Genomic DNA, 24,299 nt, shown 5'->3' with positions numbered 1-24,299 from the left:
GGCTCACGACGTTGGGGCTCACGACGGCGCGACCGCGCCTGTGAAGGAGGCAGCATGACCCGTCCCGACATCCACAGCCGAGACGACGTCGCCGCATACGACAGCGAGGATCGTGGTGCAGGTGTGCTCGCGCACCTGTCGGCCCCGATCGCGTTCTTCCTGAGCGCCGGATGGCTGAGCATCGTCGGCCCGCTGATCGTCTGGTACATGTACAAGGATCGCAGCCCGCAGGTACGCCGCGCAGCCGCTGGCGCGTTCAACTTCAACATCTCGTTCTGGGTGATGCAGGTGCTCGGTTGGGTCCTGGTGTTCACCCTCATCGGCATCCCGGTCGCGCTCCTCATCTGGGGAGTGACCTTCGTGGTCGCCGCCTGGTGCCACATCAAGGGCGCGATCCGGGCGTGGAACGGCCGCCCGTACGAGTACCCCTTCCAGATCCGCATCCTCGGTTGAGCGCCGAACCGCCTGAACCTACACAGAGAGGCCGGGAGCTCGCGCTCCCGGCCTCTTTGCCGTTCCTGCCCGCCGACGGGCGATGCTCGCTACTGCGCGAGGTCGGCCTCGATGTCGAGGGTGATGGTGACCTTGTCACCGACCACGACGCCGCCGCCGTCCATCGGCATGTTGAAGTCGACGTTGAAGTCCTTACGGTTGATCTCGGTCTTGGCCTCGAAGCCCGCCTTCTGGCCGCCCTGGCCGTCTGGGCCCGCCCCGCCAAACTCGACATCCAGCACCACCGGCTTGGTGACACCGTTGAGCGTCAGCTCGCCCGCGACCTTCCAGTCCCCGCCGTCCGCGGTGATGGAGGTGGAGCGGAACTCGAAGGTCTCGTTCTGCTCGGCGTTCCAGAAATCGGCGCTGCGCAGGTGAGCGTCCCGCTGCTCGCTGCCGGTGTCGACCGAGGACGCCTTGATGGTGGCCGAGACGCTGGATGCCTCGATGTCATCGGCGACGACGACCTGACCGCCGAACTCCTTGAAGACGCCCTTGACCTTGCTGACCATCATGTGGCGGACGCTGAAGCCGACGCTCGAGTGGACGGCGTCGATGTTCCAGGTGCCGGGGGTCAGGTTCAGGGACTGTGCGTTGGTCATGGTTGCTCCTCGTGAGGTGTGATGGGCGCTTGATGGTCGTGGGTCGCGGTGATTCGGGGCCTGGCTCCGTGCGACTAGTTGAAATTACAACCAAAGACGTTGAAGTGTCAACAAATGTGATCTAAACTGGATCGCATGGGCGAGACGAAGTGGCTGACCGAAGACGAGCAGCGCGCATGGCGTGGCTTCCTGCTGGCATCCCGGCTGGTGCTGGACCAGCTCAGCCGTGAGCTGAGCCAGAGCCATGACCTGTCGCTGACCGATTACGGAATCCTCGTGCGGCTGAGCGAGGAGCCGGAGCGGCGGCTGCGGATGACCGAGCTGGCTGCGTCGTCCGGGCTGTCCAAGAGCCGCCTGTCGCATCAGATGAACCGCCTCGAGGCCCGCGGCCTCACCAGCCGCTCGACCTGCCCGGACGACGCCCGCGGTACTTTCGCCGAGCTCACCGACAGTGGGTACGACGTCCTCTCGCAGGCCGCCCACGTGCACGTCGAGGGCGTGCGGGCCCACCTGCTGTCGTTCCTGCGCCCAGACCAGGTCGCCGACATGGGCAAGTGGACCGAGCAGATCGTGCGGCATCTGGACCGCGACGGACGCAGCGGACCGCTGCTGCCGGCCAGCGGCTTCTAGCCGCGCTTCTAGACGCACCGCCCGCGCATCCGGTCGACAACCGGGCGTGAGATATTCATTCGTATGCAGTCATTGACTCCGGCCCAGGCGTGGGAGCGCATGCTCGAGGGCAACCACCGCTTCGTGACCGACCAGAACACCGAGATATTTCAGGACTCGGTGAAGCGAGCCACCCACGCCACAGCGCAGCACCCGTTCGCGCTGGTGCTCGGCTGCAGCGACTCCCGCGTCGCCGCTGAGATCATCTTCGACCAGGGCCTCGGCGAGCTGTTCGTCGTCCGGACGGCGGGCCACGTGCTCGACTCGGCCGTCCTAGGATCGGTGGAGTTCGGCGTGGAGGTGCGGGGCATCCCGCTGATCGTCGTCCTGGGGCACGACTCGTGCGGGGCGGTCAAGGCGGCCATAGAGTCGGTGCAGACCGGCAACCTGCCCGGCGGCTTCGTGCGCGACATCGTGCAGAAGGTGCTGCCGAGCAATGTCGCGGTGGGAGCGGGCGAGGACGAGGTGACCGCCGAGAGCGTCGGCGCCGAGCACGTCGCGCAGACCGTACAGCTGCTCAATGAGCGCTCGCGGATCGTCAACGAGACGGTCGAGGCGGGCCGCCTGGCGATCGTCGGCGCCACCTACCGGCTCGCCGACGGGCGCATCCAAGTCGAGGGCAACATCGGCCACGTCTGACCCACAGCCTGATTCCGGGCGTGGCCGCCGTCCGTACTGAAAACGCAGCATCTCCGGCCGCGCATGCAATTAGTTTGCGTGTCGAGGCGCTCGCGCTGCGTTTTCAGCTATTCATCGATTCCCGGCTCAGGTGGTGACGACGTCGATGGTGCCGTCGCCGAGCTCGACGCGGACGGCGACCGGTGCACCGGCCGCCGTCCTTACCTCATGCGTGTGGAAGTAGGCATCCAGCAGCTCGACCAGCTCGACGGCGGTCTGCGGGTTCGTCGGCTCCTCGCACAGCGCCCGGGCGACCAAGCCACGGCTGTGCTTGGCCATGTGGCTGACCGCCGAGCGCTCGCCGTCCACCTCCCGGAACACCCGCACCGGCAGGTGCCGGTCACCGGGCGGGCCCCACATCGCGGCGTACGCCGAGGACCGGCAGTCCACCACGAGACCCGGCGCCCTCAGCACCTCCCGAAGCGGCTCACGCCAGTACGTCGAGACCACGCCGGTCCCCGGCAGCGAGACCGAGCCCGACAGTCGGTAGGCGGGAATCCGGTCGCTCATCCGCAGGACGCCGAACAGCGCCGAGAACACCAGCACGCGACGCGACATGCGGCGCCGCGCCGGCGCCTCAAGCGAGCCGGCATCGAGCGCGTCGAACAGCACGCCGGTGTAGACCGTCTCGGCGGCCGCGGCGGGCACCTCGCGGACCAGCGTGTTCGCGCGCACCTCGTCGCGCAGCCCGGCGGAGACCTTCAGCAGCTGCGGCGCGTCCTCCCGCCGGGACACCGCGGCCAGCTCGTCGATGATCCGCTCTCGGGCGGCGGCGAGCTCGGGGTGCACCAGCGACGGGAGGGCGAGCGGCTTGCCGCGGGCGGGTGCGGTCTTGCCTTCGGACGGCGGGAGCAGGATCAGCACCCGGCGATTCTCCCAGCCGCGTAACCTGCACGCCGGGAGGGGATCGGCCATCGACGTCCATATCGACCTGTGCGGGCAGCACGCGTACGCCGCGCTCGTCGGTGGGCTCGGGGTACGACGTGAATGCCCGGACTGCGGCAGCATTCAGCACGGCAGGCCGACCGTCGACGGAGGTCACATCAGCATCGCGCACGCGGGGGATCTGCATGTCGTCGCCCACGGCGGCGAGCCAGTCGGCGTGGACGCCGAGCCCGACCGGCAGGTCGAGGGCATCGATGCGGTTGCGCTGCACCGCGCCGAGCGGGCCGTCCTCGCGAGTCTCGAGGGCGTCGCGCGCGCCGCGGCGATCCTGCAGGTGTGGGTCGCCAAGGAAGCTGCGCTGAAGCTCACGGGCACGGGCCTGCGGACGGCGCCGGAAACCTTCGTCGTCCGGCACCCCGACGGGTGGTACGTCGAGCCGGGGGTGATCGCCACCCGGCGCATCTACGTGCACCGGATCCCCGCTGAGGGATCGGTGATCATGCTCGCCGGCTATCAGCCCGCTCCTCGGCTCGTCGTCCGACGCCGCAACGACCCCGCGAACCTAGAATGAGGCGGTGACGACGCCCGCCGACGACCCCGCCTCCGAGCGCGCCGAACGCCCCGAGCGCGCGGAGCTCGCCGACGAGCACCCCGAGCGCGCCGAGCGCGCCGACGAGGCCGCGCCGGCTGGCGTCGATCCGGACGCCGATGACGGGCGGCTCGAGCCGCGCGGACGGCCAGGATGGCGGATGCCCGGGTGGGCGCAGCTCGTCCTGCTGGTGGCTGCGATCGGCGTGATCATCGCCTTCGTGCTGCTGCCGCGCGCGAGCGAGCCCGACCCGTGGGAGGACTTCGGCGAGGAGGGGTCGGCGGCACGTCAGGTCGCGGACCTGCTCGACGACCAATTGACGTGCACGTCCGGACCGCTAAGCGACGAGCGCTCAGTCCTGGCCTGTTACGGACAGGATTCCGAGCGCGTCACGATCGTGTTCCTACAGGCCGATCCTGCGGGCAGAGTGGCCGGCTACACCGCCGAGACGCTGCCGATCGGCGGAACGCCGGACACCGGTCAGGCGACCGCTCTTGGCAACCAGATCGCCGCTATCGTCACTCCCGGCGAGGACTTCACCGCCTGCACCCATGACCGCGCGAACGCGTACTTCTGTTTCGGGTCGCTGGCCACCTGGGAGTCGCCCGACCTGCCTCCCGTCCAGAACACGGGGGAGAAGGACCGGCTGCCGGCGATCCCGCAGCTGGACGGCGCCTTCGGTGAGGCCGGCTGGGAGTGCAGCTACGGGATCTGCACCAAGGGCACGACGATGCTGACCGTCCAGCAGCCGCTGACCGGCCTGGGCATCAGTTATGCCGCGCCCTTCACGGGCAGTGAGGTCCGCGAGACCGCCGCGGGACTGATCGAGCTGATCGACGGCGACAAGGAGCAGCTACAGGAGTGGGTGCAGACTCTTGATGACCAGGTGAGTATCACCGTCGCAGACCGCTTCGTAGCCGGCTATGTCCCCCAGCCCGGTGGCGGAGGCCTATTCGTCATCGACGAGGTCGCGGGTGTGATGCCGGACGTCGCCTGAGCGGCGATGTTTCCCAAATCCCGTCGCGGGTACCTCTCGCTGTGGTAGCAAGAAAGCAGACCGAACCCACCAGCCTCAGGAGTGACGTGGCCAAAGAAGGAGTCGCCGCCGAGAAGGAGCACACCGCTCCGCAGCCGGACGACGGACGCAAGCCGCAGGCACCGACGGAGCTGAAGACCGCGGCGTGGAAGATCGGCCTGAAGCGTGCCGTACAGGAGTTCGGCCGTGACGAGTGTTCCGACCTGGCCGCGTCCCTGACCTACCGGGCGGTCATGGCGATCGCTCCCGCGCTGCTGGCGCTGGTGTCGCTGCTCGGCGTGGTCTCGTCCGGTCAGCAGACCACCGACGCGATCCTCGACGTGGTCGATCAGCTCGGCCCCGGCGATGCCGCCGACACGCTCGAGCCGATCATCAAGCAGGTCACTGAGTCGACCGGTGCCGGATGGACGCTCGTGATCGGCCTGCTCGGTGCCATGTGGTCCGCTTCGAGCTATGTCGGCGCATTCGGGCGTGCAATGAACCGCGTATATCAGGTCGACGAGGGACGCTCGACCATCAAGCTGCGCGTGCAGATGTACATCGTCACCGCGATCCTCGTGCTCGGGGCAGCGCTCGTGCTGTTCGGTGCGGTCATGAGCGGCCCCGTCGCTCGAAGCGTCGGAGATCTGATCGGGTTGGGCAGCACGGCTGTGACCGTGTGGAACATCGCGAAGTGGCCGGTGATCCTGCTCATCGTCGTGTTCATGATCGCCCTGCTGTACTACGCCACACCCAACGTCAAGCAGCCGAAGTTCCGATGGATGAGCCTCGGGGCGGCGATCGCGATCCTGGTGTGGATCCTCGCTTCGCTCGGTTTCGGCTTCTATGTCGCGAACTTCGGCAACTACAACAAGACCTACGGGTCGCTGGCCGGCGTCATCATCTTCCTGCTGTGGCTGTGGCTGACCAACATGGCGCTGCTGTTCGGTGCCGAGGTGGACGCCGAGGTCGAGCGGGCCCGGCAGCTGCAGGCCGGGATCAAGGCGGAGAAGACCTTGCAGCTCCCACCGCGCGACACGGTCGTCAGCGAGAAGAAGGAGAAGAAGTACCGCGACGTTGTCTCCGAGAGCCGCAAGCTGCGTCAGGAGAGCACGCTCGACGCGCGCGCCGAGGAGCGCCGCCGGGCGCGCCAGGCCCGGATCGAGGGTGGCGGCGCCAGCCCGTCCAAGCTGCAAGACTACTGATCGGCATGGCGACCGCCAGCTCCGTGCCGGTCGGAACGCACGGTCGTCGCGATTCACGGTCGTCGAGCGAGGGAGCGCCAGCGTGTGCCTGCGGTCGCGATTCACGGTCGTCGAGCGAGGGAGCGCTAGCGACCGACGTCGAGACGCTGCGCTGGGCGTGCAGGGCGCGCACCCGCTCGGCCAGCTCTGCGTCCGGCCCATCGACCTCGGCGCCCGGGACCACTGAGCTGATCGGCAGTGCGGCGACGGGCGAGGATGATAGCCCCAGTTCTCGCGCCCACTCGGTCAGCTGCGCGGACGACGACGCGTACACGATCCGGCCGAGCCCAACCCACCCGTGCGCGGCCGCGCACATGGGGCAGTGCTCTCCGGAGGTGTAGACGACGCTCTGCGCGCGCACCTCAGGGGTGAGGTTCACTGCGGCCCAGCGCGCGATCGCGACCTCAGGATGCTGGGTGCGGTCGCCGCCGCCGACCCGGTTATGGTCCTCCATCAGGATCTCGCCCGCCGGCGAGACCAGCACGGACCCGAATGGCTCGTCGCCGGCTCGAACGGCTGCCTCGGCAAGGTCCACCGCGCGCGTCAAGAAGGCGCGGTCCCGATCGGTGATCACCATGCCCCGAATCTACGCGATCGCCCGCTGCGCCAACACACGATCGATGCCGGACCCGCGTCCCCGCGAGGTCCGTTCAGCCCAGGGAAGGCAGCGCGGTCTCGAACAACCAGGGACGCAGCACCGCCACGGCGGCCTCGTCGAGCCGGGACTGGACCAGGTCCAGGAACATCGCGGTCGTGACGGTGCCGTCGGCGTTGCGCAGGCACCACTCGCGGGTGAGATCGAAGAAGGCGGCGTCTTCGACTGCCAGCCGCAGCGCATGCAGGGCGAGCGCACCGCGCTTGTAGATCCGGTCATCGAACATGTCCCGGGGGCCAGGGTCAGCCAGCAGCAGTTCCTGAGGGAGCTTGGCAAGTCTGCGATGGTACTGCTGGGCCAGCGCGTCGGCGTCCCGCCCCCCGGAGTACTCCGACCACAGCCACTCGGCGTAGCAGGCGAAGCCCTCGTTGAGCCAGATGTGCTGCCACGCTGCGAGCCCGACGGAGTTGCCGAACCACTGGTGGGCCAGCTCATGCGCGATCAGCCGGTCCGAGCCGTTGCGTCCATCGACGTGGTTGCGGCCGAAGGTCGACATGCCTTGCGACTCGAGCGGGATCTCCAGCGGATCCTCGGTCACGAGCACCTTGTAGTCGCCGAACGGATACGGTCCGAACAGCCGGCTGAACAGCGCGATCATCTCGCCCTGCCGCGCGAAGTCATGATCGAACCTGCGGCGCAGCGCGGCGGGGACGACGGCTGACTGCCGGACGTCGAGGCTATCGTCGCGGATCTGGAACCACGGAGCGCGGGCGATGTAGAGCGTGGCGAGGTAGCTGGCCATCGGCTCGGTCTGCCGGTACACCCACGTCGCCATCGAGCCGGACTTGCGGTGCGAGATCAGGGTGCCATTCGCGACCACCGTGTACGGCGCGTCCGCAGTGATCTGGAAGCGGTAGGAGGCCTTGGACGACGGATGGTCGTTGCAGGGGAACCAGGTCGAGGCGCCGGTGGGCTGCGAGGCCACGATCGCCCCGCCTTCGAGCTCTTCCCACCCGAGCATCCCCCACGGCGTCCGGGTCGGGCGCGGATTGCCCGAGTACCCGATCTCGACGGTGACGGACGCGCCGGCCTCGATGGTCGCGGCCGGCCAGATCGCCAGCTTGCCGGCGCGGGCGGCGAACTTCTTGACCCGGCGTCCGCTGATGGTCACCTTCGCCACGCTGAGCCCCGTGAGGTCGAAGGTCAGCTTCTCCAGGGGCTGGGTGGTGCGGATCGAGATGACGGCCAGCGCTCGCAGGTAGTTCGAGGGGACCCGGTAGTGCAGGTCGAGGAAGTACGAGTCGACCTCATACCCACCGTTGCCCCGCTTCGGCGTGTAGTCGTCTCCTGCGGAGTCGGCGCCGATCAGGGGGTTCTTGGTCACGTCAGGCTCTCAACGAGGGGATGTTCTTCGACCACGGGCCGATCGGATTACCTTGCCACAAGGAGCCAGCCGGCACCGCCTCACCCCGCATGACCAGGGACGACGGTCCGACGGTGGCGGCGTCCCCGATGGAGGCGGCCGGGAGGATGACACTGTTTGGCCCGAGGGTCGCGCCGCGGCCGAGCCGCACGGTGTCCATCTGCATGACCCGGTCGTGGAACAGGTGCGTCTGCACCACGCAGCCCCGGTTGACGGTCGCGCCGTCCTCGAGCGTGACGAGGTCGGCCTCGGGCAGCCAGTAGGACTCGCACCAGACGCCCCGCCCGATCTTCGCGCCGAGCGTGCGCAGCCACAGGTTCAGCAGCGGGGTGCCGGTCGCCGGGGTCGCGAACCATGGCGCGGCCACGAACTCGACGAAGGTGTCGACGACCTCGTTGCGCCAGACGAACGACGACCACAGGGGAGTCTCGATCCGCCCGATCCGCCCGATCACCAGCCACTTGGCGAGCGTGGTGATCCCCGCGGCCACCGCGCCAGCGACCGCGAGCACAACGCCGGACAGCATGAAGGCGGCCCACAGCCCGAGTGTGCTCCAGAGCGCGCCGAGCGCGAGCAGGACGCCGAAGCCGATGCCGACGGTCACCATCACCGGGATCGCGCGGCACAACTCGACCAGACCGCGCCTGATCTTCAGCCGTCGGGTCGGCTTGTGGGTGAGGGACTTGTCGACCTCCCGCGCGTTGCGTCGCAGCTTGACCGGTGGGCTACCCAGCCACGAGGTCCCGGCCTTGGACTTGTGCGGCGCCACCGACAAGACGGCGACCAGGCTGTTCTTGGCCACGTTGCGGCCACCGCTGGCCATCCCGGAGTTGCCGATGAACGCTCGCTTGCCGACCTTCACCCGGTCGGTGCGCACCCAACCGCCACCGAGCTCGTACCCCGCGACCAAGGTGTCGTCGGCGAGGAAGGCGCCGTCCCGGATCTCGGTGAGCTTCGGGATCAGCAGCACCGTCGACGCCTCGACGTTCTTGCCCACCTTTGCGCCGAGCAGTCGCAGCCAGGTCGGGGTGGCCAGGCTGGCGTAGATGGGGAACAGGTAGGTGCGAGCGGCGTCCAGCGCGCGCTCGGTCGACCAGGCCGCCCACCCGACCTTGCTGCGTACGGGGAAGGCGCCCTCCCGGATGAACAGGCCGAAGAATCGCACCGCTACGAGGGTGAGCAGCGCCAGGACGACGAACCCGGCCAGTGCAGCCAGCGGCGTCGCGAGGAGGGTGTGCAGCGCGACCGGTAGCCAGTCGGCGTCGTCCGCGATGAACAACGAGACGATCCAGAGCGCGGCCACCGCTGCGGCAACGGGAAACAGCGAGAGGACGACGGACGTGACGGCGTACGCCGCCAGCCATGCCCGGCTCGACGCCGGCCGTTCCTCGGGCCATGGGTGCTTGACCCGCGACTTTCGCGTGGCAGGCGAGCCGCTCCAATACTCGCCAGGCGGCACGGTCCCGAAGACGGCAGAGCCGGGCGCGATGTCGGAGTCCTTGCCGATCACCGTGCCGGGCGCGAGGTGTGAGCGTGAGCCGACCTGGGCGCGTGCCCCGACGGTGATCTGCCCGATGTGCAGCGCGTCGCCGTCGATCCAGTAGCCCGACAGGTCGACCTCAGGCTCGATCGAGCATTCGCGACCCAGCGTGAGCAGGCCGGTGAGCGGCGGCAGCGAGTGCAGGTCGACGTTCCTGCCGATCCGGCAGCCGAGCGCCCGCGCGTAGTAGGGGATCCACGGCGCCCCGGCGAGATTGACAGCGCCCACCGCATCGCCAAGGCGCTCTGCCGCCCACAGCTTGATGTGCATCCGGCCGCCACGGTTGTAGACGCCTGGTCTCACGTCGTGCAGGAGCAGCCTGGTGCCCACGGCCGCGATCGCCATCCGCCCGAAGGGGGTCAGCAGCAGTACTGATGCGGTCCCGACGATCCACCACGAGACGTGTGGCAGGTCGATGGCACCGATGCCGCCGACGACGTTGGCGATCAGCAGCAGCATCGTGACCCAGCGCGCGCCCGCGATCGTGTTGATCACGGCGCTCAGAGCGATCTGCAGCAGCTGGGTGAGGCGGCGGGTCGGCTCGACGTCGCCGCGCCGGGCCGACGGCTGGATGACGCGGGTCTTCGAGTCGAGGAAGTCCGCCATCGCCCCGACCGTCGGCTGGCCGTAGAGGTCGGCGACGGTCACCTCCGGGAAGCGGGCCCGCAGCTGCGAGATGAGCTGGGCAGCGGTGAGGCTGCCGCCGCCGTTGGCGAAGAAGTCGAAGGCGCGGGCGGACGGCGTGACCCCGAGGACCTTGCCGAAGATCTCGGCGACCCAGCCGGCGGTGCCCTCGAGCCGCTCGGCGTCCGCGTCGGGGGTCGACAGGTCCGGCAGCGGCCACGGGAGCGCATCGCGGTCGACCTTGCCCGATGTGCGGGTCGGCAGGTCGTCGACGACGGCGATCAGCGGCACGAGCGCAGCAGGAAGGACGTCGGCGAGCTCATCGCGCGCCTGCGTGCTGTCGAAGGTGGCCGGGACGGTGGGGACGACGTACCCGACGAGCAGCTGGTTGCCGGTGGGGGTCTGCTTGACTGCTGCCGCGGCCCCCCTGACGTCGGGGAGCGCCTGCAGCGCGGCGTCCACCTCGCCGAGCTCGATCCGCCGTCCGCCGAGCTTGATCTGCTCGTCGGCCCGGCCGACGAACAGCAGCCCCTGCTGGTCGTTGATCACGAGGTCGCCGGAGCGGTAGGCGCGGTCCCAGTCCAGGGTCGGCATCGGAATGTACTTCTCGGCGTCCTTGACCGGGTCGAGATACCGGGCCAGGCCGACGCCGCCGATGATCAGCTCGCCCTGCTCACCGTCGGCGACCGGCTGGTCGTCGGGCCCGACGACGGCGAGGTCCCACCCGTCGAGGGGCAGTCCGATGCGGATCGGCGGCTCGCCGGTGAGCTTGGCGCCGCAGGCGACCACCGTTGCCTCCGTCGGGCCGTAGGTGTTCCACACCTCCCGGGTGTCGGTGACCAGCCGCTCGGCGAGCTCGGGCGGACAGGCCTCGCCGCCGAAGATGAGCAACCGGATGTCCTCCAGGCTGTCCGCGGGCCAGAGGGCGGCGAGCGTGGGGACGGTCGAGACGATCGTGATGTCGCGCGCGGTCAGCCACGGACCGAGGTCCGCGCCGGTGCGGACGAGGGCCCGCGGGGCGGGGACGAGGCAGGCGCCGTACCGCCACGCCAGCCACATCTCCTCACACGAAGCATCGAAGGCTACCGATAGACCGGCGAGCACGCGGTCCTGCGGGCCGATCGGGTCGTCCTGTAGGAACATCCTGGCCTCGGCGTCCACGAATGCAGCACCCGAGCGGTGGGTGACGGCGACGCCCTTCGGCAGGCCGGTGGAGCCGGAGGTGAAGATGATCCAGCAGTCGTCGTCGAGCGCGGGACGCTCGGGGGCCGGCCCCTGGCTGACTAGCAGCTCGCGGACCGCGTCGACCGAGTCGAGGACTGTGCTGACCTCGGCCTGGCCGAACACGAGGGCCGCTCGCTCGTCCGGATCGTCTGCGTCGACGGGAACATACGCCGCGCCTGCCAGCAGCGTTCCGATGATCGCCAGGTACAGCTCGCGAGTTCCCGACGTGATGCGGATGCCGACCCGATCACCGCGTCGTACGCCGTGCTCATGCAGACCGGCGGCGATCCGCTCAGCGTGCCGCATCATCTCGGCGTACGAGAGGACGACGTCGCCGTCATCCAGCGCGGCCTTGCCAGGGTGTGCCTCAGCGGTCGCATAGAGGATGTCGACGAGGGTTCGCTCGGGAGTGCGAAGGTGGCTTCTCAGCAGGGTGGACATGTGCGCCTTGACTCGTGGGACAGCGTCCCATTATGCCGCTGCAGCCACCCGAGCGCCCACCATTCCGACCCCGACGCGCCGATACATTGACATGAATCGATGGAGTGTCGCCAGCCGGACTGCGGGTGGGCGGACTTGCGCGAGTTCGCTGGGGGTTGCTGGGAGTGGGGCGAGAATGTCCGCAACCACGGCGTAGGGTGGCCGCGTGCCCGAGGAGTACCTGACCGTCGTCCGCGACGCTGACGCCGAGATCGAGGTGAAGCGCTCGCGCTTCCTCGCTCGGGTCCGCCGCGTGGACGACGAGGACTCCGCGCGAGCGGTGATCGAGCAGTGCCGCAAGGAGTACTGGGACGCCCGGCACCACTGCAGCGCCTTCGTGCTGGGCTCGTCATCCGAGCTCAGCCGCTCGAACGATGACGGGGAGCCGTCGGGGACGGCGGGCGCACCGATCCTGGCTGCCATCACCGGCCGCGGGCTCAGCGACGTCGTCGTAGTAGTGACTCGATACTTCGGCGGAACGCTGCTCGGCGCCGGTGGCCTGGTGCGTGCCTACACCGACGCTGCGGCGGCGGGCCTGCACGACGCCGGCGTGCTGCGCCGTACGCACGCCCTCCTCGTCGAAGTGCGGGTGGCGTTGGCGGACGTTGGCAAGCTCGAGAACGCGCTTCGGGCGACCGGTCTGGACGTCCGCGACGTCGACTACTCCATCGGCACGACAGCGCTGATCCGCGGTGCTCTGACACCTGCCGACGAGGACGCCGTCCGCGCCCAGCTCGCCAGCCTCACCGGCGGTGCAGCCGAACTACGAGTCGTCGGCGAGACCTGGCGCGACCATCTGTGACCCCCGCAGAACGGGGCTCAGCCTGCGGCGGTACGGCGGACGACCTCTCGGGTGCTGCCGTCGAGACGCCGCGTCCAGCCGCGCGAGTCGAGGTGTTCCAGCAGCGGGATAGCCACCCGTCGGGTCGTGTCGAGAGCCTGCCGCGCCTGGCTGGTCGTGAACGGCTGAGGCAGCGCAGCCAGCTCGCGCATCGCCAACGCCGGCGCGCTCGGCAGCAGCACGATGTCGCCCGGCAGACGAAGGATCCGACCGAGCCGGACGGCGGCCGCGAGCTCACGATTGCCGAGGCCAGCAGCGTCGAGCTCGTGCTGCTCGGGCGCCGCCCACGGCTTCGCGGCCAGTCGCTGCTCGATCGCGTCGAGGGCAGCGTCCGCGGGGCCGAGACTGGGTGCGGCGCCCGCGACTTGAACGCGTCCGTTGACCAGCTCGGCACCGGCGTCCGGTGCGAGCTCGCTCAGCCACTCTCGTCGTGGCAGGCCCAGCGAGCGCACGACGGCGTCCTCGGCCAGTGAGGGCTCGAGTGGATCACGCGAGTGCTGCTGCTGAGTGAGCATCCGAAACGTGTCGACCCACGACTGCCACTGGGCAGGGGAGATGAGCCAGCCGTTCCGCTGCTGGATGTCGGAATCGACCTCGTCGACCGAGTAACCCAGGCTCTCCAGCTCCCGGATCTCGGCGGCTCCTCGCCGCGTGACCTCGTCGCGCAGCCGCCCGGCACTCTCGTCGTACGACGCCAGCTGTACGCCCCGCTGGGCTGCCGCGCCGCGACGGCGCAGCGGCGGAGGGTCGACATCGAGCACCTCGATACCAGTGACGACGTGCTGTAGCCCCGGATTTCGCAGGATCGCGCGATCACCCGCCACCAACGGCAGCGTGGCCGGCAGCCGCAGGCGCACGGCGTCGTCCCCGAGAGGCCGCACGCGCACCTGCGCGGCGTGGCTCCCGACGTGCAGCATCAGCTCCTCGGGCAGCTCGTTGGCCGACGCGCTGGTGAGCCGGACGTCGAGGGTGTCGCTCAGCGGCCACTGGCCAGCCAACAGCAGGTCACCGCGGCCGACGTCGCCGACGTCCACGCTTGGCAGGTTCACTGCCGCTCGTGCGGTCGCGGCCAGGTGGTCGATAGGGGAGTCGAGGCTCTGGAGTCCGCGGACCCGCGCGTCGTACGACGTCCGGCCGGGACGGATCAGCCGGACCGCCTCTCCCACCGTCAGCCTGCCCTCCCCAAGCGTCCCGGTAACCACTGTCCCCGCGCCCCGGATGGTGAACGTGCGGTCGATCCACACGCGGGTTCGGCCGTCGCGACGAGGCACGGGCAGCTCGGTGACGAGGCGGGAGAGCGCCGCGCGCAGCTCATCGACGCCGGCCCCCGTGCGCGCCGACGCTGCCACGGCCTCGACCTGTCCAAGTGAGCTCCGGGCGATCCGCTCCTTGGCCGAGGCCATCGCGGGGCCGGGATCAGCGAGGTCGCTGCGGGTCACGACGAGCAGGCCGTGACGGATTCCGAGAGCATCGATCGCCAGCAGGTGCTCGGTGGTCTGCTGCCGCCACCCCTCGTCGGCAGCCACCACCAGCATGACCGCAGCCGCAGGGCCGACGCCGGCCAGCATGTTGCCGATGAAGCGCTGATGCCCTGGTACGTCGACGAACGAGACCGTCTCGCCGGTCCCAAGCGTCGTCCACGCGTAACCGAGATCGATGGTGAGGCCGCGCTCTCGCTCTTCGCTCCACCGGTCGGGCTCGATGCCGGTGAGCGCGCGCACGAGTGCGGACTTGCCGTGATCGACGTGCCCAGCTGTCGCGATGACCGCCGTCAGGGGCCCACCGCCACCAGTCATGACGTCATGCCCAGGGCCTGCCGGACGGCGCCAATCAGCGCGCCCATCTCTGCTTCGCCGGCACAGCGGGGATCGACCAGGCAGCGGCCCTTCTCGACCCGCGCCAGCACTGCGGGCTCACCGGTGCGCAGCCGACGGGCGCAGTCCTCGGGCAGCACGACCGCGTAACCGGGCAGCGGTACGCCGGGTGCACCGCCGCCACCGACGCGGCCGTCCACGGCGACGACGTCCGACTCGCTGAGCCCGACCTCGATGGCGAGCCGGATTGCCTTCTCTCGAAGGGATTCCGGGCTGGCTGAAAGGTACTCGCGGACCGGCGCCTGTGGGCCACGCATCGTCGCCTCGAGCGCAGCGAGCGTCAGCTTGTCGATACGCAGCGCCCTCGCCAGCGGATGGCGCCGTAGCTTCTCGACCGCCTTGGCATCTCCCAGGATCAAGCCGGCCTGTGGCCCGCCGAGCAGCTTGTCGCCGCTCGCGGTGACGATCGTCGCGCCGTCCGCGAGGGCAGTGGCGGCGTCCGGCTCGTCGGGTAGCGACGGCTCGGGCGCCAGCAGACCCGACCCGATGTCCATCACCACAGGCAATCCGAGCCCGGCCAGCTCGCTGACGCTGACAGACGACGTGAACCCGTCGATGCGGAAGTTGCTCGGGTGCACCTTGAGGATGCACCCCGACCGCTCGCTGACAGCGTCGGCGTAATCCTGCACCGAGGTGCGGTTCGTCGTCCCTACCTCGCGCAGCCGGGCGCCGGTCGACTCGATCAGATCGGGCAGCCGGAACCCATCACCGATCTCGACCAGCTCGCCGCGACTGACGATCACCTCTCGTCCCGCGGCGAGGGCGGTCGTCGCGAGTACCAGCGCCGCCGCGCCGTTGTTGACGGCGAGCACCCCGCCAGCTGCGGGCACCGCCTCGCGTAGCGCCGAGAGGGCGCCCTGGCCGCGGCCAGCGCGGGTGCCGCTGCCGAGGTCGAGCTCGACGTCCACGTAACCGGATGCGGCAACGACCGCGTCGATGGCGGCCTGTGCGAGCGGAGCGCGGCCGATGTTGGTGTGGACGACGATCCCGGTGGCGTTGATGACCGGCCGCATCGTCGTGAGCCGCGACGGCAACGCCGCGACCGCCTCGGCGCCGACGTCCTCAGGACGGATCTCGCCCGAGCGGGCGCGGTCCTGCGCCTGCCGGACGGCGGTACGCACGACGGCCGGGCCGTGCGTACGCGCGGCGGCAGACAGCTCCGGCAGGGCGAGCAGCGTATCGGTGCGCGGGATGCGTCGCCGCGGATCTTCGCGCGGGCTGGTCACGGCGCACCTCCGACGTCCGTCGCGGCCGCGCGGCGCGGCGGCCGAAGCATGGCGGAAGCGGACGGGAATCGAACCCGCCAGACCGAGATACTCGGTCTCACCGGTTTTGAAGACCGGGGGGCCCACCAGGAACCCATACGCTTCCAGGCGTCACCGTACCCGAGAAGCCTGCACTCGGGATGCGGCGTGTGTGACTGCGACTAGGGTGTCGGCATGGCCGACCAGATTCGACTGACTCAGCTGGCTCACGGCGGAGGATGCGCCTGCAAGATCCCGCCGGGCGACCTCGAGGAGATGGTGCGCGGACTCACCGGCGTCACCTGGGACTCGCTGCTCGTGGGGTTGGACGACGGCGACGATGCCGCGGCGGTGCGCATCGAGGGCGGTCGGGCCGTGCTCTCCACCGCCGACTTCTTCACCCCGGTCGTGGACGACGCGTACGACTGGGGTCGCATCGCTGCCACCAACGCGCTTTCGGACATCTACGCGATGGGTGGTCGGCCCGTGCTCGCGATCAACCTGCTGGGTTGGCCGCGGGAGGTGCTGCCGCGCGAGCTGGCCAGCGAGGTGCTTCGTGGTGGGCTGGACGTCGCCCGCGAAGCCGGCTGCCCGTTGGCCGGCGGGCACTCGATCGACTCGCCGGAGCCGACGTACGGCCTGGCCGTCACCGGTATCGGCGAGCCGGGCAGGTTGATGCGCAACGATGCGGCGGAGGCGGGCCTGCCGATCAGCCTCACCAAGCCGATCGGGGTCGGCGTCCTGAACAACCGGCACAAGGCCACCGGTGAGGTGTTCGGTCCCGCGATCGAGGTGATGACCCAGCTCAACGCCGCGGCCAGCGAGGCCGCGCTCGCAGCTGGGATCAAGGCCGCGACCGACGTGACCGGGTTCGGCCTGCTTGGGCATCTGCACAAGATGGCCCGCGCATCGGGAGTCACCGCCGTCCTGGACCGTCGGGCGGTGCCGGTGCTGGACGGCGTCCGCGAGTCGATGGCCGACGGCTTCGTGCCCGGCGGATCGCGACGCAATCTCGACTGGGTACGTCCGCACCTGCAGGCGGACGGCGTGGACGACCTCGAGCTCGTTCTGCTCGCCGATGCCCAGACCTCCGGCGGACTGCTCGTCGCGGGCGAGATCCCCGGCGCCCCCGTGATCGGCGAGCTGGTCCCGGCGTACGCCGACGGCGCCACCATCGCCGTCCGCTGACCCACCGCAGGTGGGACTCGCTGATCGCCTTGGAGACCACGCTCCAGGCATAGACCGCGCCGAGCGCGAGCTGGATCAGGATCGCTGCGACCAGGATCGATCAGCGATTCGCAGCTCCCTTGGTGGGCGCGGTGTCGGACGCCGTCGAAGGTGCGGCGAGCTCACGTCAGCCTCCTGCGCTGGCCCTGACCCGGTCGGCCCAGCGCAGTGGTGATCGAGTGATCGAGCCGCTCTTTGGCTCGGCGTGCGGCCAGTCGCGCTTTCTGGCTCCGCACGGTGTACTTGGGGTCCTTCGCGGACTCGATGCCGGCCTCCACGATGGAGAAGCGGGTGGCGGCGGACCCGGCGAGCAGCGCCAGGCCGCTCACGGCCGCGCCGACGCGGTTGCGGCCCAAGACGGCGGCGCCGAGCCCCCCGGCGATGGTGAGTGCGGTCGCCGCCTTCGACAGTCGGCCCGCACGACCCTGCTCGAGCGGTTCGGCGAGCTCGCCGAGCCGCCGCGTCATCAGCTTGTGCGCGGTGAGCTCAACCAGTGCGCCGAAGGCCGCCAGGCGCCGCACCTCGGCGGTCTGCGAGGTCGGTGAGGTCAGCAGCGCCAGGCCGGACGACGCCGCGAGCGCCGAGCCGGTGAACACGTACGGCAGCTCGCGGTAGGCCTCGTGCCACATCGGCGTCGCGGTGTCCGACAGCAGGACGGCGGTGTACGCCGCGAGCGGGGCGGCGAACGCTGCGCTTCCCAGGCTGGAAAGCGGATCTGCCACGTCCAGCGCCATACCGAGGGTCCTCTGCAGCTTCGAGTCGCCCTGGCCGATGCCGAGCTGGCCGGCGATCTCCGATGCCACGGCCACGCCGGCGCTTGCGCCGAACGCAGCCAGGATCCAGGTGCCGACGGACATCGGGGAGGTCAGCTTCACGGTGCGCAGCATGTTCAGGAAGCGCTCGGGCCGGCCCAGGTCGGCGATCAGTGCGCCGCTGGAGAGCCCGACGCCGACGACCGCGGAGTAGCGGCTGTTGCGGCGGAGGGTGTCGAGCCCGCGGGCATGTGCGAATGCCCCTATCAGGCCCGATCCGGCGGTGACCCCGCCGAGGAAGAGGTACGCCGGGACCTCGTGCTTCCACGGGGCCGGTTTGACGATCTGCCGGCCGTAGTAGCTGCTGAACTCAGGGTCCGGTACGACGGCGTTCGGATCAGACCTCCGCTTGCGGAGTGCGCCGTCCGGTTTGCGGCTGCCACCACCGCGGCGCCGGCGTACGACGTCCGGGCCGCGGTCGGCGTCGAACGGGCTGGTGGTCATCGGCGCCTCCCGAAGAACAGCGACGCCGCCGCGACGAGCATGCCAGTGGCGGCGAACCCGGCCGCGCGGAACATCTCCGGCAGTTTCGCGGTAGCGACCTGCGGGTCCGGCGGCAGGCCGTAGACCTCGGGTTCGTCCAGGAGCAGGAAGACCGACCCGGTGCCGCCGACACCGTCGTGGTCGTTGGCGCCGTACACCCGCGCCTCGGTCATGCCCTGCGCGTGCAGCGCGTTGACGCGGTCCTGCGCCTCGGCGCGCATCTCGTCGAGGTCCCCGAACTTGATGGACGTCGTCGGGCACGCCTGCGCGCACGCCGGAGTGTTCCCGGCGTCCAGACGGTCGTAGCAGAGCGTGCACTTCTGCGCCACGCCGACCTTCTCGGCGGATGTCTGATCGGGCAGCTCCCCGCGGCGCTCGATCACGCCGAACGGGCAGGCCGGAACGCAGTAGCCACAGCCGTTGCAGACATCGGGCTGGACGACGACCGTGCCGTACTCGGAACGGAACAGCGCACCGGTCGGGCACACGTCGAGGCAGCCGGCGTGCGTGCAGTGCTTGCACACGTCCGAGGCCATCAGCCACCGGAAGTCCGGGATCGGGGCCTCGCCGTCCGTGCTCGGGGCAGCTTCAGCCGGGGGGCCGATGGAGGGCATGCCGAGATCGACCAGTGCGGCGCCGCTGCGGCGGGCCTGCTCGATCCGCTCGGAGGACTGCTCGATGAACGCGACGTGCCGCCAGGTCGTGGCGCCCAGCGAACCGGTGTTGTCGTAGCTCATCCCGAGCAGGTTGTAATCGCCGTCGGCCGGCAGCAGGTTCCACTCCTTGCACGCCACCTCGCAGGCCTTGCAGCCGATGCAGATCGAGGTGTCGGTGAAAAAGCCCTTCCGCGGCGTCTCACCCTCCCAGCCGGCGTCACGTGCCGGGTCGGTGGGACCGGCGAGCTGGTTGTGCCAGAACCCCATTAGTCACGCCCTCCTTCGGTAAGCAGCTGCTCACCAGTCATCACCGTGACGCCGGCGCGCGACTGATACTCCTCGATCAGCCGCAGCAGGGCCTCGCCGTGCGGACGACGTCCGGGCCGGATGTCGCATGAACCGGCCTTGCTCTCCTGAATCAGCACATTGGGGTCGAGGACGACGCCCAGCAGGTCGTTGACCGAGTCCCCGGAGACGACGGCGTCCCCGCCGATGCCCCAGTGGTAGGGCAGGCCGATCTGGTGCACGGTGTGCCCGTTCACCGTCAGCGGGGTCATCCGATCGGTGACCATCACCCGCGCCTCGATGGCGGTGCGCGGCGAGATGATCGTCGCCCAGCCGTTGTGCTCCAGCCCGCGTAGGGCGGCAAGCTCGGGTGAGATCTCGCAGAACAGCTCCGGCTGCAGCTCGGACAGGTAGGGCAGCCACCGGCTCATGCCGCCGGCCGTGTGGTGCTCGGTGAGCCGGTAGGTGGTGAATACGTACGGGTAGATCTCCCACCCGGGTTCCCCGGCGGACGGCGCGAACAGGTTGTCCTTCCGGGGGAAGACCCGCCGCGTGGGGCTCTGCTGCTGCGGATAGACCGGGTTGCGGACCGGGCCCTCGTTGGGCTCGTAGTGCGTCGGGAGCGGACCGTCGATCATGCCGCGCGGCGCGAACAGCCAGCCCTTGCCGTCGGACTGCATGATGAACGGGTCGTCTCCGGCCAGGCCCGCGGGGCCGCCGGTGCCCGGCTCGGGCCGGTAGGACGGCGCCTTGTCGACCGGGAAGTCCGGCACGTCCGGGCCGACCCACTTGCCCTGCTCGGCGTCCCACCAGATGAGCTTCTTGCGCTCGCTCCACGGCTTGCCCTCCGGGTCGGCCGAGGCACGGTTGTAGAGAATGCGGCGGTTCGCCGGCCACGCCCAGCCCCACTCAAGGGCGATCTGGTCCTGCTCTCGGCCGGGCTTCTTGTTGGCCGCGCGGTTGACGCCCCCGGCGTACACGCCGGAGTAGATCCAGCAGCCGCCGGACGTCGTCCCGTCGGCCTTCATCTCCGCGAAGCCAGTCAGCGGCTGCCCGGCCTTCTCGCCGGTGATGTGGCTGCCGTTGATCTCCCGCAGCACCGCCGCGGCGTCCGGCTCGCCGTGCTCGTCGACCGGGTAGTCCCACGTGAGGTCGATCAGCGGCCGGTCGCGAGGATCGTCGGAGTCCTTGACCAGCTCGCGGATCCGTTTGCCGAGCTCGAAGAAGAACTCCAGGTCGCTCTGCGCCTGGCCCGGCGGGTCGACGGCTTTCTCGTGCCACTGCAGCATGCGCTGCGTCTGGGTGAAGGTGCCGGCCTTCTCGACGTGCGTGGCCGCGGGCATGAAGAAGACCTCGGTGCCGATCTTTTCGGTCTCGAGCTCGCCCGTGGCGATCTCGGGGCCGTCCTTCCAGAACGTGGCGGTCTCGATCATCGCGAAGTCGCGGACGACGAGCCACTTCAGGTGCGCCAGCCCCATGCGCTGCTGGCGACCGTTGGCCGAGCCGATCGCCGGGTTCTGACCGAGCACGAAGTACCCGTCGACCTCGCCCTCGAGCATCGACATGACGGTCTGGTAAGTGCCGTGCGGGCCGGACAGCCGCGGCAGGTAGTCGTATGCCCAGTCGTTCTCGGCGGTCGCCGCCTCACCCCACCACGCCTTCATCAGGCTCGTCATGTAGGCGTCGGCGTTCGCCCAGAATCCCTTCTGCTGCTTGGATCCGACCGCGTCAATGTACTGCCGCCAGGTGTCGTGCTCGCCGACCACCGGCATCGGCAGGTAACCCGGCAGCAGGTTGTACAGCGTGGGGATGTCGGTGCTGCCCTGGATGCTGGCGTGCCCGCGCATCGCCATGATGCCGCCGCCAGGCCGGCCCATGTTGCCCAGCAGCAGCTGGAGGATGCACGAGGTGCGGATGAACTGCGCGCCGAGGCTGTGCTGGGTCCACCCCACGGCGTAGACGAAGGCGCTCGTGCGCTCCCGGCCACTGTTGCTGGTCACCGCATCGGCGAGATAGTGGAAGTCCTCGATGCTGATGCCGCAGGTATTGCGGACCATCTCGGGCGTGTACCGCGAGTAGTGACGCTTGAGGATCTGCAGCACGCAACGCGGGTCCTGCAGGGTCTCATCTCGCTTGATCTCGGCGTGCTCCAGCGGCGGACCGCCGGAGCCGTACTGCTGTCCGGCCGCCCGGTCGGACTCGCCACCGCCGTGCTCGGACTCGTCCGCTCCCTCGACCTTGTCGCCGTTGTCCTCCTGGTAGGACCAGGACTTCAGGTCGTAGCTGCCGTCTGCCTCGTTGTACCCGGAAAACAGCCCATCGAGGTCCTCAGGGCCCTGGAAGTCGTCGCTGACCAGGTGTGCGGCGTTCGTGTAGTGCAGCACGTAGTCCTTGAACCACAGGCCGTTGGTCAGCACGTGGTTGATCAGCGCGCCGAGCAGCACGATGTCGCTGCCGGCCCGGATCGGAATGTGCTTGTCGGACGTGGCCGATGTGCGCGTGAAGCGGGGATCGACGTGGATGACCTTCGCGCCACGCAGCCGCGCCTCGATCACCCACTGGTACGCAACCGGATGGCACTCTGCCATGTTCGAGCCCTGGATGACGATGCAGTCCGAGTTGGACAGGTCTTGGACGGATTGGGTGGCGCCGCCCCGGCCGAACGAGGACCCCAGACCGGGGACCGTGGCGCTGTGTCAAATACGCGCCTGGTTCTCGATCTGGATCGCTCCAGCTGCGGTGAACAGCTTCTTGATCAGGTAGTTCTCTTCGTTGTCGAGCGTCGCACCGCCAAGGCTGGCGATCGCCATCGTGCGACGCAGCGGCCGGCCCTGGTCGTCGGCGTCCTGCCAGTGCTCGCGGCGCGCCTTCACGAACCGCTCGGCGATCATGTCGATGGCCTGGTCGCGGTCGAGGACCTCCCAGTCGGTGCCGTACGGCTTGCGGTAGAGCACCTCGGTGATCCGACCGGGCTGATTCACCAGCTGCTCGCTGGCCGAGCCCTTCGGGCACAGCCGGCCGCGGCTGATCGGGCTGTCCGGATCGCCCTCGATCTGGATGACCTTCTCGTCCTTGACGTACACGCGCTGCCCGCAACCGACGGCGCAGTAAGGGCAGACGCTCTGCGCGACACGGTCGGCGTCCTCGGTGCGCGCGGTCCAGTCCTGGGTCTTCTTGGACGTGACTGCCGGGCCACGGCCGAGAAGGTCGCCCTCGGCGATCTGGCGCAGGACAGGCCATCCGAGGAAGGTCTTCTTCAGCGACATGAGCGCCCCTCTCGCCGTGCGGTGATGCGCTGCTGGCTTTCTTCCGACCCTACGGCGGTGATGTGCGTTGTGCTACCGCAGCACCTGGAGAATCCCTGGTACCACGAGGCGCCCAACTCGCACCGGGGGCGGGGTGTGCCGGCAGCACCCGGGCGATCATCGACGAGCGCAGCGCCAGGTCTCTCGTCGTCGGCCACCGGCGGTAGGCCAGAGGGCGCGGACGCGGGGGAGGGCCAGGGCGGACGACGTCCACCGCGGGTGGGCTCAGTGCTCGGTCAGACCGGGTCGAGCATCGACCACCTTGTAGTGGAACTCGTCGCTGGGACGGATGTCGCGGAGCAGGCCGTCCGGGTCGACGATCGTGACGGGGCGATCCTCCTCGGCCAGCCGCCGGAAGGTCTCCAGCAGCATCCGCCCCGCGACGTCGTTGATCGTGAACACGTCGTCGATGTCGACCACGACCGGCATGTCTTGGACGTCGTCCTCGGCGATAGCTCGCAGGATCCGCTCGGCGCTGGCGAAATGCAGGCTGCCCTGGAGCTCGTAGAGCCGGTACGGGCCCTCGTCGCTGTCGACCGTACGGATGCTGCTGATGACCGAGCGGGCGGCGTCCGGCACCTCGAACATGTGCATGCCCATGTCGTGGGAGAGCCGCTCGAACAACAGCGTGCCGCGCACGCTGTTGCCCTGCTTGTCCAGGCGCGGCGAGAAGGTTGCGGCACCGACCTGACCGGGCAGGGCTCCCACAATGCCGCCGGCGACCCCGCTCTTGGCCGGGATGCCGACGTCCGCGATCCACTCGCCGGTGCCGTCGTACATGCCGCAGGTCGTCATCACGCTGAGCACCTGGCGCACGACCTCATGCGACAGCACCCGTTCCCCGGTCTGCGGCTGACGTCCGCCGTTGGCCAGGGTGGCGGTCATCAGCGCGAGGTCGGTGGTGGTGACCTGGATGGCGCATTGCCGGATGTAGCCGTGCACGACCTCTTCGGGGTCGGAGACCAGGATGTCGTAGTTGCGCAGCATGTGGCCGATGGCGAGGTTGCGATGCGCGGACTCCATCTCGGCCTCGTAGACCTCCTGGTCGACCTGCAGGTCGTGGCCGGCGAGCCGGCAGAAGCCGTCGTGCACCTTCTCCCACCGCTCGTTGGCTGTGTCGCCGAGCATCGCGTGCGCCACGATCGCTCCGGCGTTGATCATCGGGTTGCGAGGGCGTTTGCTGCCCTCCTCGAGGGACAGCTCGTTGAATGCCTCTCCCGAGGGCTCGACGCCGATGCGCTGCAGGACGTCGTCCAGCCCCCGGTACTTGATCGCCATCGAGTAGGTGAACGGCTTGGAGATCGACTGGATCGTGAACGGATAGTCGCTGTCGCCGGCGCTGTACGTACGGCCATCGAGGGTGGCGATCGCGATCGCGAGCTTCTCGGTGTCGGCGTTCGCCAGCTCGCTGATGTAGTCGGCGGGCTCGCCGTCGTCCCGTCCACGGACGGCGTCCAGCGCCTCGGCGAGATAGTCCTCGATGGGTATGCGCATGCCCACCACCCTAGGAGA

The 24,299-nt window shown here is 69.5% G+C and carries 18 protein-coding genes, 1 tRNA gene and 1 pseudogene; 8 read left to right on the top strand and 12 right to left on the bottom strand.

Going from position 1 to position 24,299, the window contains the following annotated elements:
* Positions 1-54 precede the first annotated feature (54 nt).
* A complete protein-coding gene (locus DAA40_RS12825; protein ID WP_106850071.1) occupies positions 55-453 on the top strand; it encodes a DUF4870 domain-containing protein in 399 nt (132 codons plus the stop codon).
* Positions 454-542: 89 nt separating this feature from the next.
* Here DAA40_RS12825 and DAA40_RS12820 read toward each other — a convergent pair whose 3' ends face one another.
* A complete protein-coding gene (locus DAA40_RS12820; RefSeq protein ID WP_106850070.1) occupies positions 543-1,094 on the bottom strand; it encodes a YceI family protein in 552 nt (183 codons plus the stop codon).
* Between the two features lie 135 nt (positions 1,095-1,229).
* Between DAA40_RS12820 and DAA40_RS12815 the strand changes: the two genes are divergently transcribed.
* Positions 1,230-1,724: a MarR family winged helix-turn-helix transcriptional regulator gene (locus DAA40_RS12815; RefSeq protein ID WP_106850069.1), complete on the top strand. Its 495-nt coding sequence runs from the start codon at positions 1,230-1,232 to the stop codon at positions 1,722-1,724.
* 63 nt (positions 1,725-1,787) lie between these two features.
* Complete coding sequence (locus DAA40_RS12810) at positions 1,788-2,402, top strand: carbonic anhydrase (RefSeq protein ID WP_106850068.1); 615 nt, start codon at positions 1,788-1,790, stop codon at positions 2,400-2,402.
* A gap of 126 nt (positions 2,403-2,528) precedes the next feature.
* Here DAA40_RS12810 and DAA40_RS12805 read toward each other — a convergent pair whose 3' ends face one another.
* Positions 2,529-3,305, bottom strand: coding sequence for a YaaA family protein (locus DAA40_RS12805; protein WP_106850067.1), 777 nt, complete (start codon positions 3,303-3,305; stop codon positions 2,529-2,531).
* Here DAA40_RS12805 and DAA40_RS12800 point away from each other — a divergent pair.
* The 3 genes from DAA40_RS12800 (at position 3,274) to DAA40_RS16770 (ending at position 6,135) form a co-directional block, all read left to right on the top strand.
* The gene (locus tag DAA40_RS12800; RefSeq protein WP_158716430.1) at positions 3,274-3,897 is read left to right on the top strand and encodes a 4'-phosphopantetheinyl transferase superfamily protein; all 624 of its coding nucleotides are present in this window, start codon (positions 3,274-3,276) and stop codon (positions 3,895-3,897) included. The genes DAA40_RS12805 and DAA40_RS12800 overlap by 32 nt on opposite strands.
* 4 nt (positions 3,898-3,901) lie before the next feature.
* Positions 3,902-4,912 carry a hypothetical protein gene (locus DAA40_RS12795; protein ID WP_106850066.1) on the top strand — a complete coding sequence of 337 codons (1,011 nt, stop codon included), beginning with the start codon at positions 3,902-3,904 and terminating at the stop codon, positions 4,910-4,912.
* Between the two features lie 86 nt (positions 4,913-4,998).
* Positions 4,999-6,135, top strand: coding sequence for a YihY/virulence factor BrkB family protein (locus tag DAA40_RS16770; protein WP_234356362.1), 1,137 nt, complete (start codon positions 4,999-5,001; stop codon positions 6,133-6,135).
* Positions 6,136-6,451: 316 nt separating this feature from the next.
* Here the strand turns inward: DAA40_RS16770 and DAA40_RS16765 are convergent.
* From DAA40_RS16765 to DAA40_RS12775, 3 genes and pseudogenes are all read right to left on the bottom strand, one after another.
* Positions 6,452-6,751, bottom strand: a pseudogene (locus DAA40_RS16765) (nucleoside deaminase); the annotation flags it as partial.
* Between the two features lie 73 nt (positions 6,752-6,824).
* The gene (locus DAA40_RS12780; RefSeq protein WP_106850064.1) at positions 6,825-8,153 is read right to left on the bottom strand and encodes a M1 family metallopeptidase; all 1,329 of its coding nucleotides are present in this window, start codon (positions 8,151-8,153) and stop codon (positions 6,825-6,827) included.
* Between the two features lies 1 nt (position 8,154).
* Entirely contained in the window at positions 8,155-12,021 is a 3,867-nt protein-coding gene (locus tag DAA40_RS12775) for a Pls/PosA family non-ribosomal peptide synthetase (RefSeq protein WP_106850063.1), read from the bottom strand.
* Between the two features lie 205 nt (positions 12,022-12,226).
* Here DAA40_RS12775 and DAA40_RS12770 point away from each other — a divergent pair, with 205 nt between their 5' ends.
* Positions 12,227-12,862: a YigZ family protein gene (locus DAA40_RS12770; protein WP_106850062.1), complete on the top strand. Its 636-nt coding sequence runs from the start codon at positions 12,227-12,229 to the stop codon at positions 12,860-12,862.
* A gap of 17 nt (positions 12,863-12,879) precedes the next feature.
* Here DAA40_RS12770 and selB read toward each other — a convergent pair whose 3' ends face one another.
* The 3 genes from selB to DAA40_RS12755 form a co-directional block, all read right to left on the bottom strand.
* Positions 12,880-14,697: a selenocysteine-specific translation elongation factor gene (gene selB / locus DAA40_RS12765; protein ID WP_106850061.1), complete on the bottom strand. Its 1,818-nt coding sequence runs from the start codon at positions 14,695-14,697 to the stop codon at positions 12,880-12,882.
* Positions 14,694-16,001 carry an L-seryl-tRNA(Sec) selenium transferase gene (selA, locus tag DAA40_RS12760; RefSeq protein WP_106850060.1) on the bottom strand — a complete coding sequence of 436 codons (1,308 nt, stop codon included), beginning with the start codon at positions 15,999-16,001 and terminating at the stop codon, positions 14,694-14,696. The genes selB and selA overlap by 4 nt, the downstream gene beginning before the upstream one ends.
* 49 nt (positions 16,002-16,050) lie before the next feature.
* A tRNA-Sec gene (locus DAA40_RS12755) sits at positions 16,051-16,146 on the bottom strand.
* Between the two features lie 68 nt (positions 16,147-16,214).
* On the opposite strand from DAA40_RS12755, the gene selD reads away from it, so the two are divergent.
* A complete protein-coding gene (selD, locus tag DAA40_RS12750) occupies positions 16,215-17,207 on the top strand; it encodes a selenide, water dikinase SelD (RefSeq protein WP_106850059.1) in 993 nt (330 codons plus the stop codon).
* 161 nt (positions 17,208-17,368) lie between these two features.
* Here the strand turns inward: selD and nrfD are convergent, their stop codons facing one another.
* From nrfD to DAA40_RS12725, 4 genes are all read right to left on the bottom strand, one after another.
* Positions 17,369-18,502 carry an NrfD/PsrC family molybdoenzyme membrane anchor subunit gene (gene nrfD / locus DAA40_RS12745; protein ID WP_106850058.1) on the bottom strand — a complete coding sequence of 378 codons (1,134 nt, stop codon included), beginning with the start codon at positions 18,500-18,502 and terminating at the stop codon, positions 17,369-17,371.
* On the bottom strand, positions 18,499-19,464 hold the full coding sequence (locus tag DAA40_RS12740; RefSeq protein WP_106850057.1) for a 4Fe-4S dicluster domain-containing protein: 966 nt from the start codon (positions 19,462-19,464) through the stop codon (positions 18,499-18,501). The genes nrfD and DAA40_RS12740 overlap by 4 nt, the downstream gene beginning before the upstream one ends.
* Complete coding sequence (fdh, locus tag DAA40_RS12735; protein ID WP_255413593.1) at positions 19,464-22,748, bottom strand: formate dehydrogenase; 3,285 nt, start codon at positions 22,746-22,748, stop codon at positions 19,464-19,466. Before fdh ends, DAA40_RS12740 begins: the two co-directional genes overlap by 1 nt.
* A 264-nt stretch (positions 22,749-23,012) precedes the next feature.
* Positions 23,013-24,281, bottom strand: a complete 1,269-nt coding sequence (locus tag DAA40_RS12725; protein ID WP_106850054.1) for a glutaminase — start codon at positions 24,279-24,281, stop codon at positions 23,013-23,015.
* Positions 24,282-24,299: the final 18 nt, after the last annotated feature.

The sequence above is a fragment of the Blastococcus sp. Marseille-P5729 genome (assembly GCF_900292035.1).
Taxonomy (GTDB): domain Bacteria; phylum Actinomycetota; class Actinomycetes; order Mycobacteriales; family Antricoccaceae; genus Cumulibacter.
This window is presented reverse-complemented; position numbering and strand designations above follow the sequence as displayed.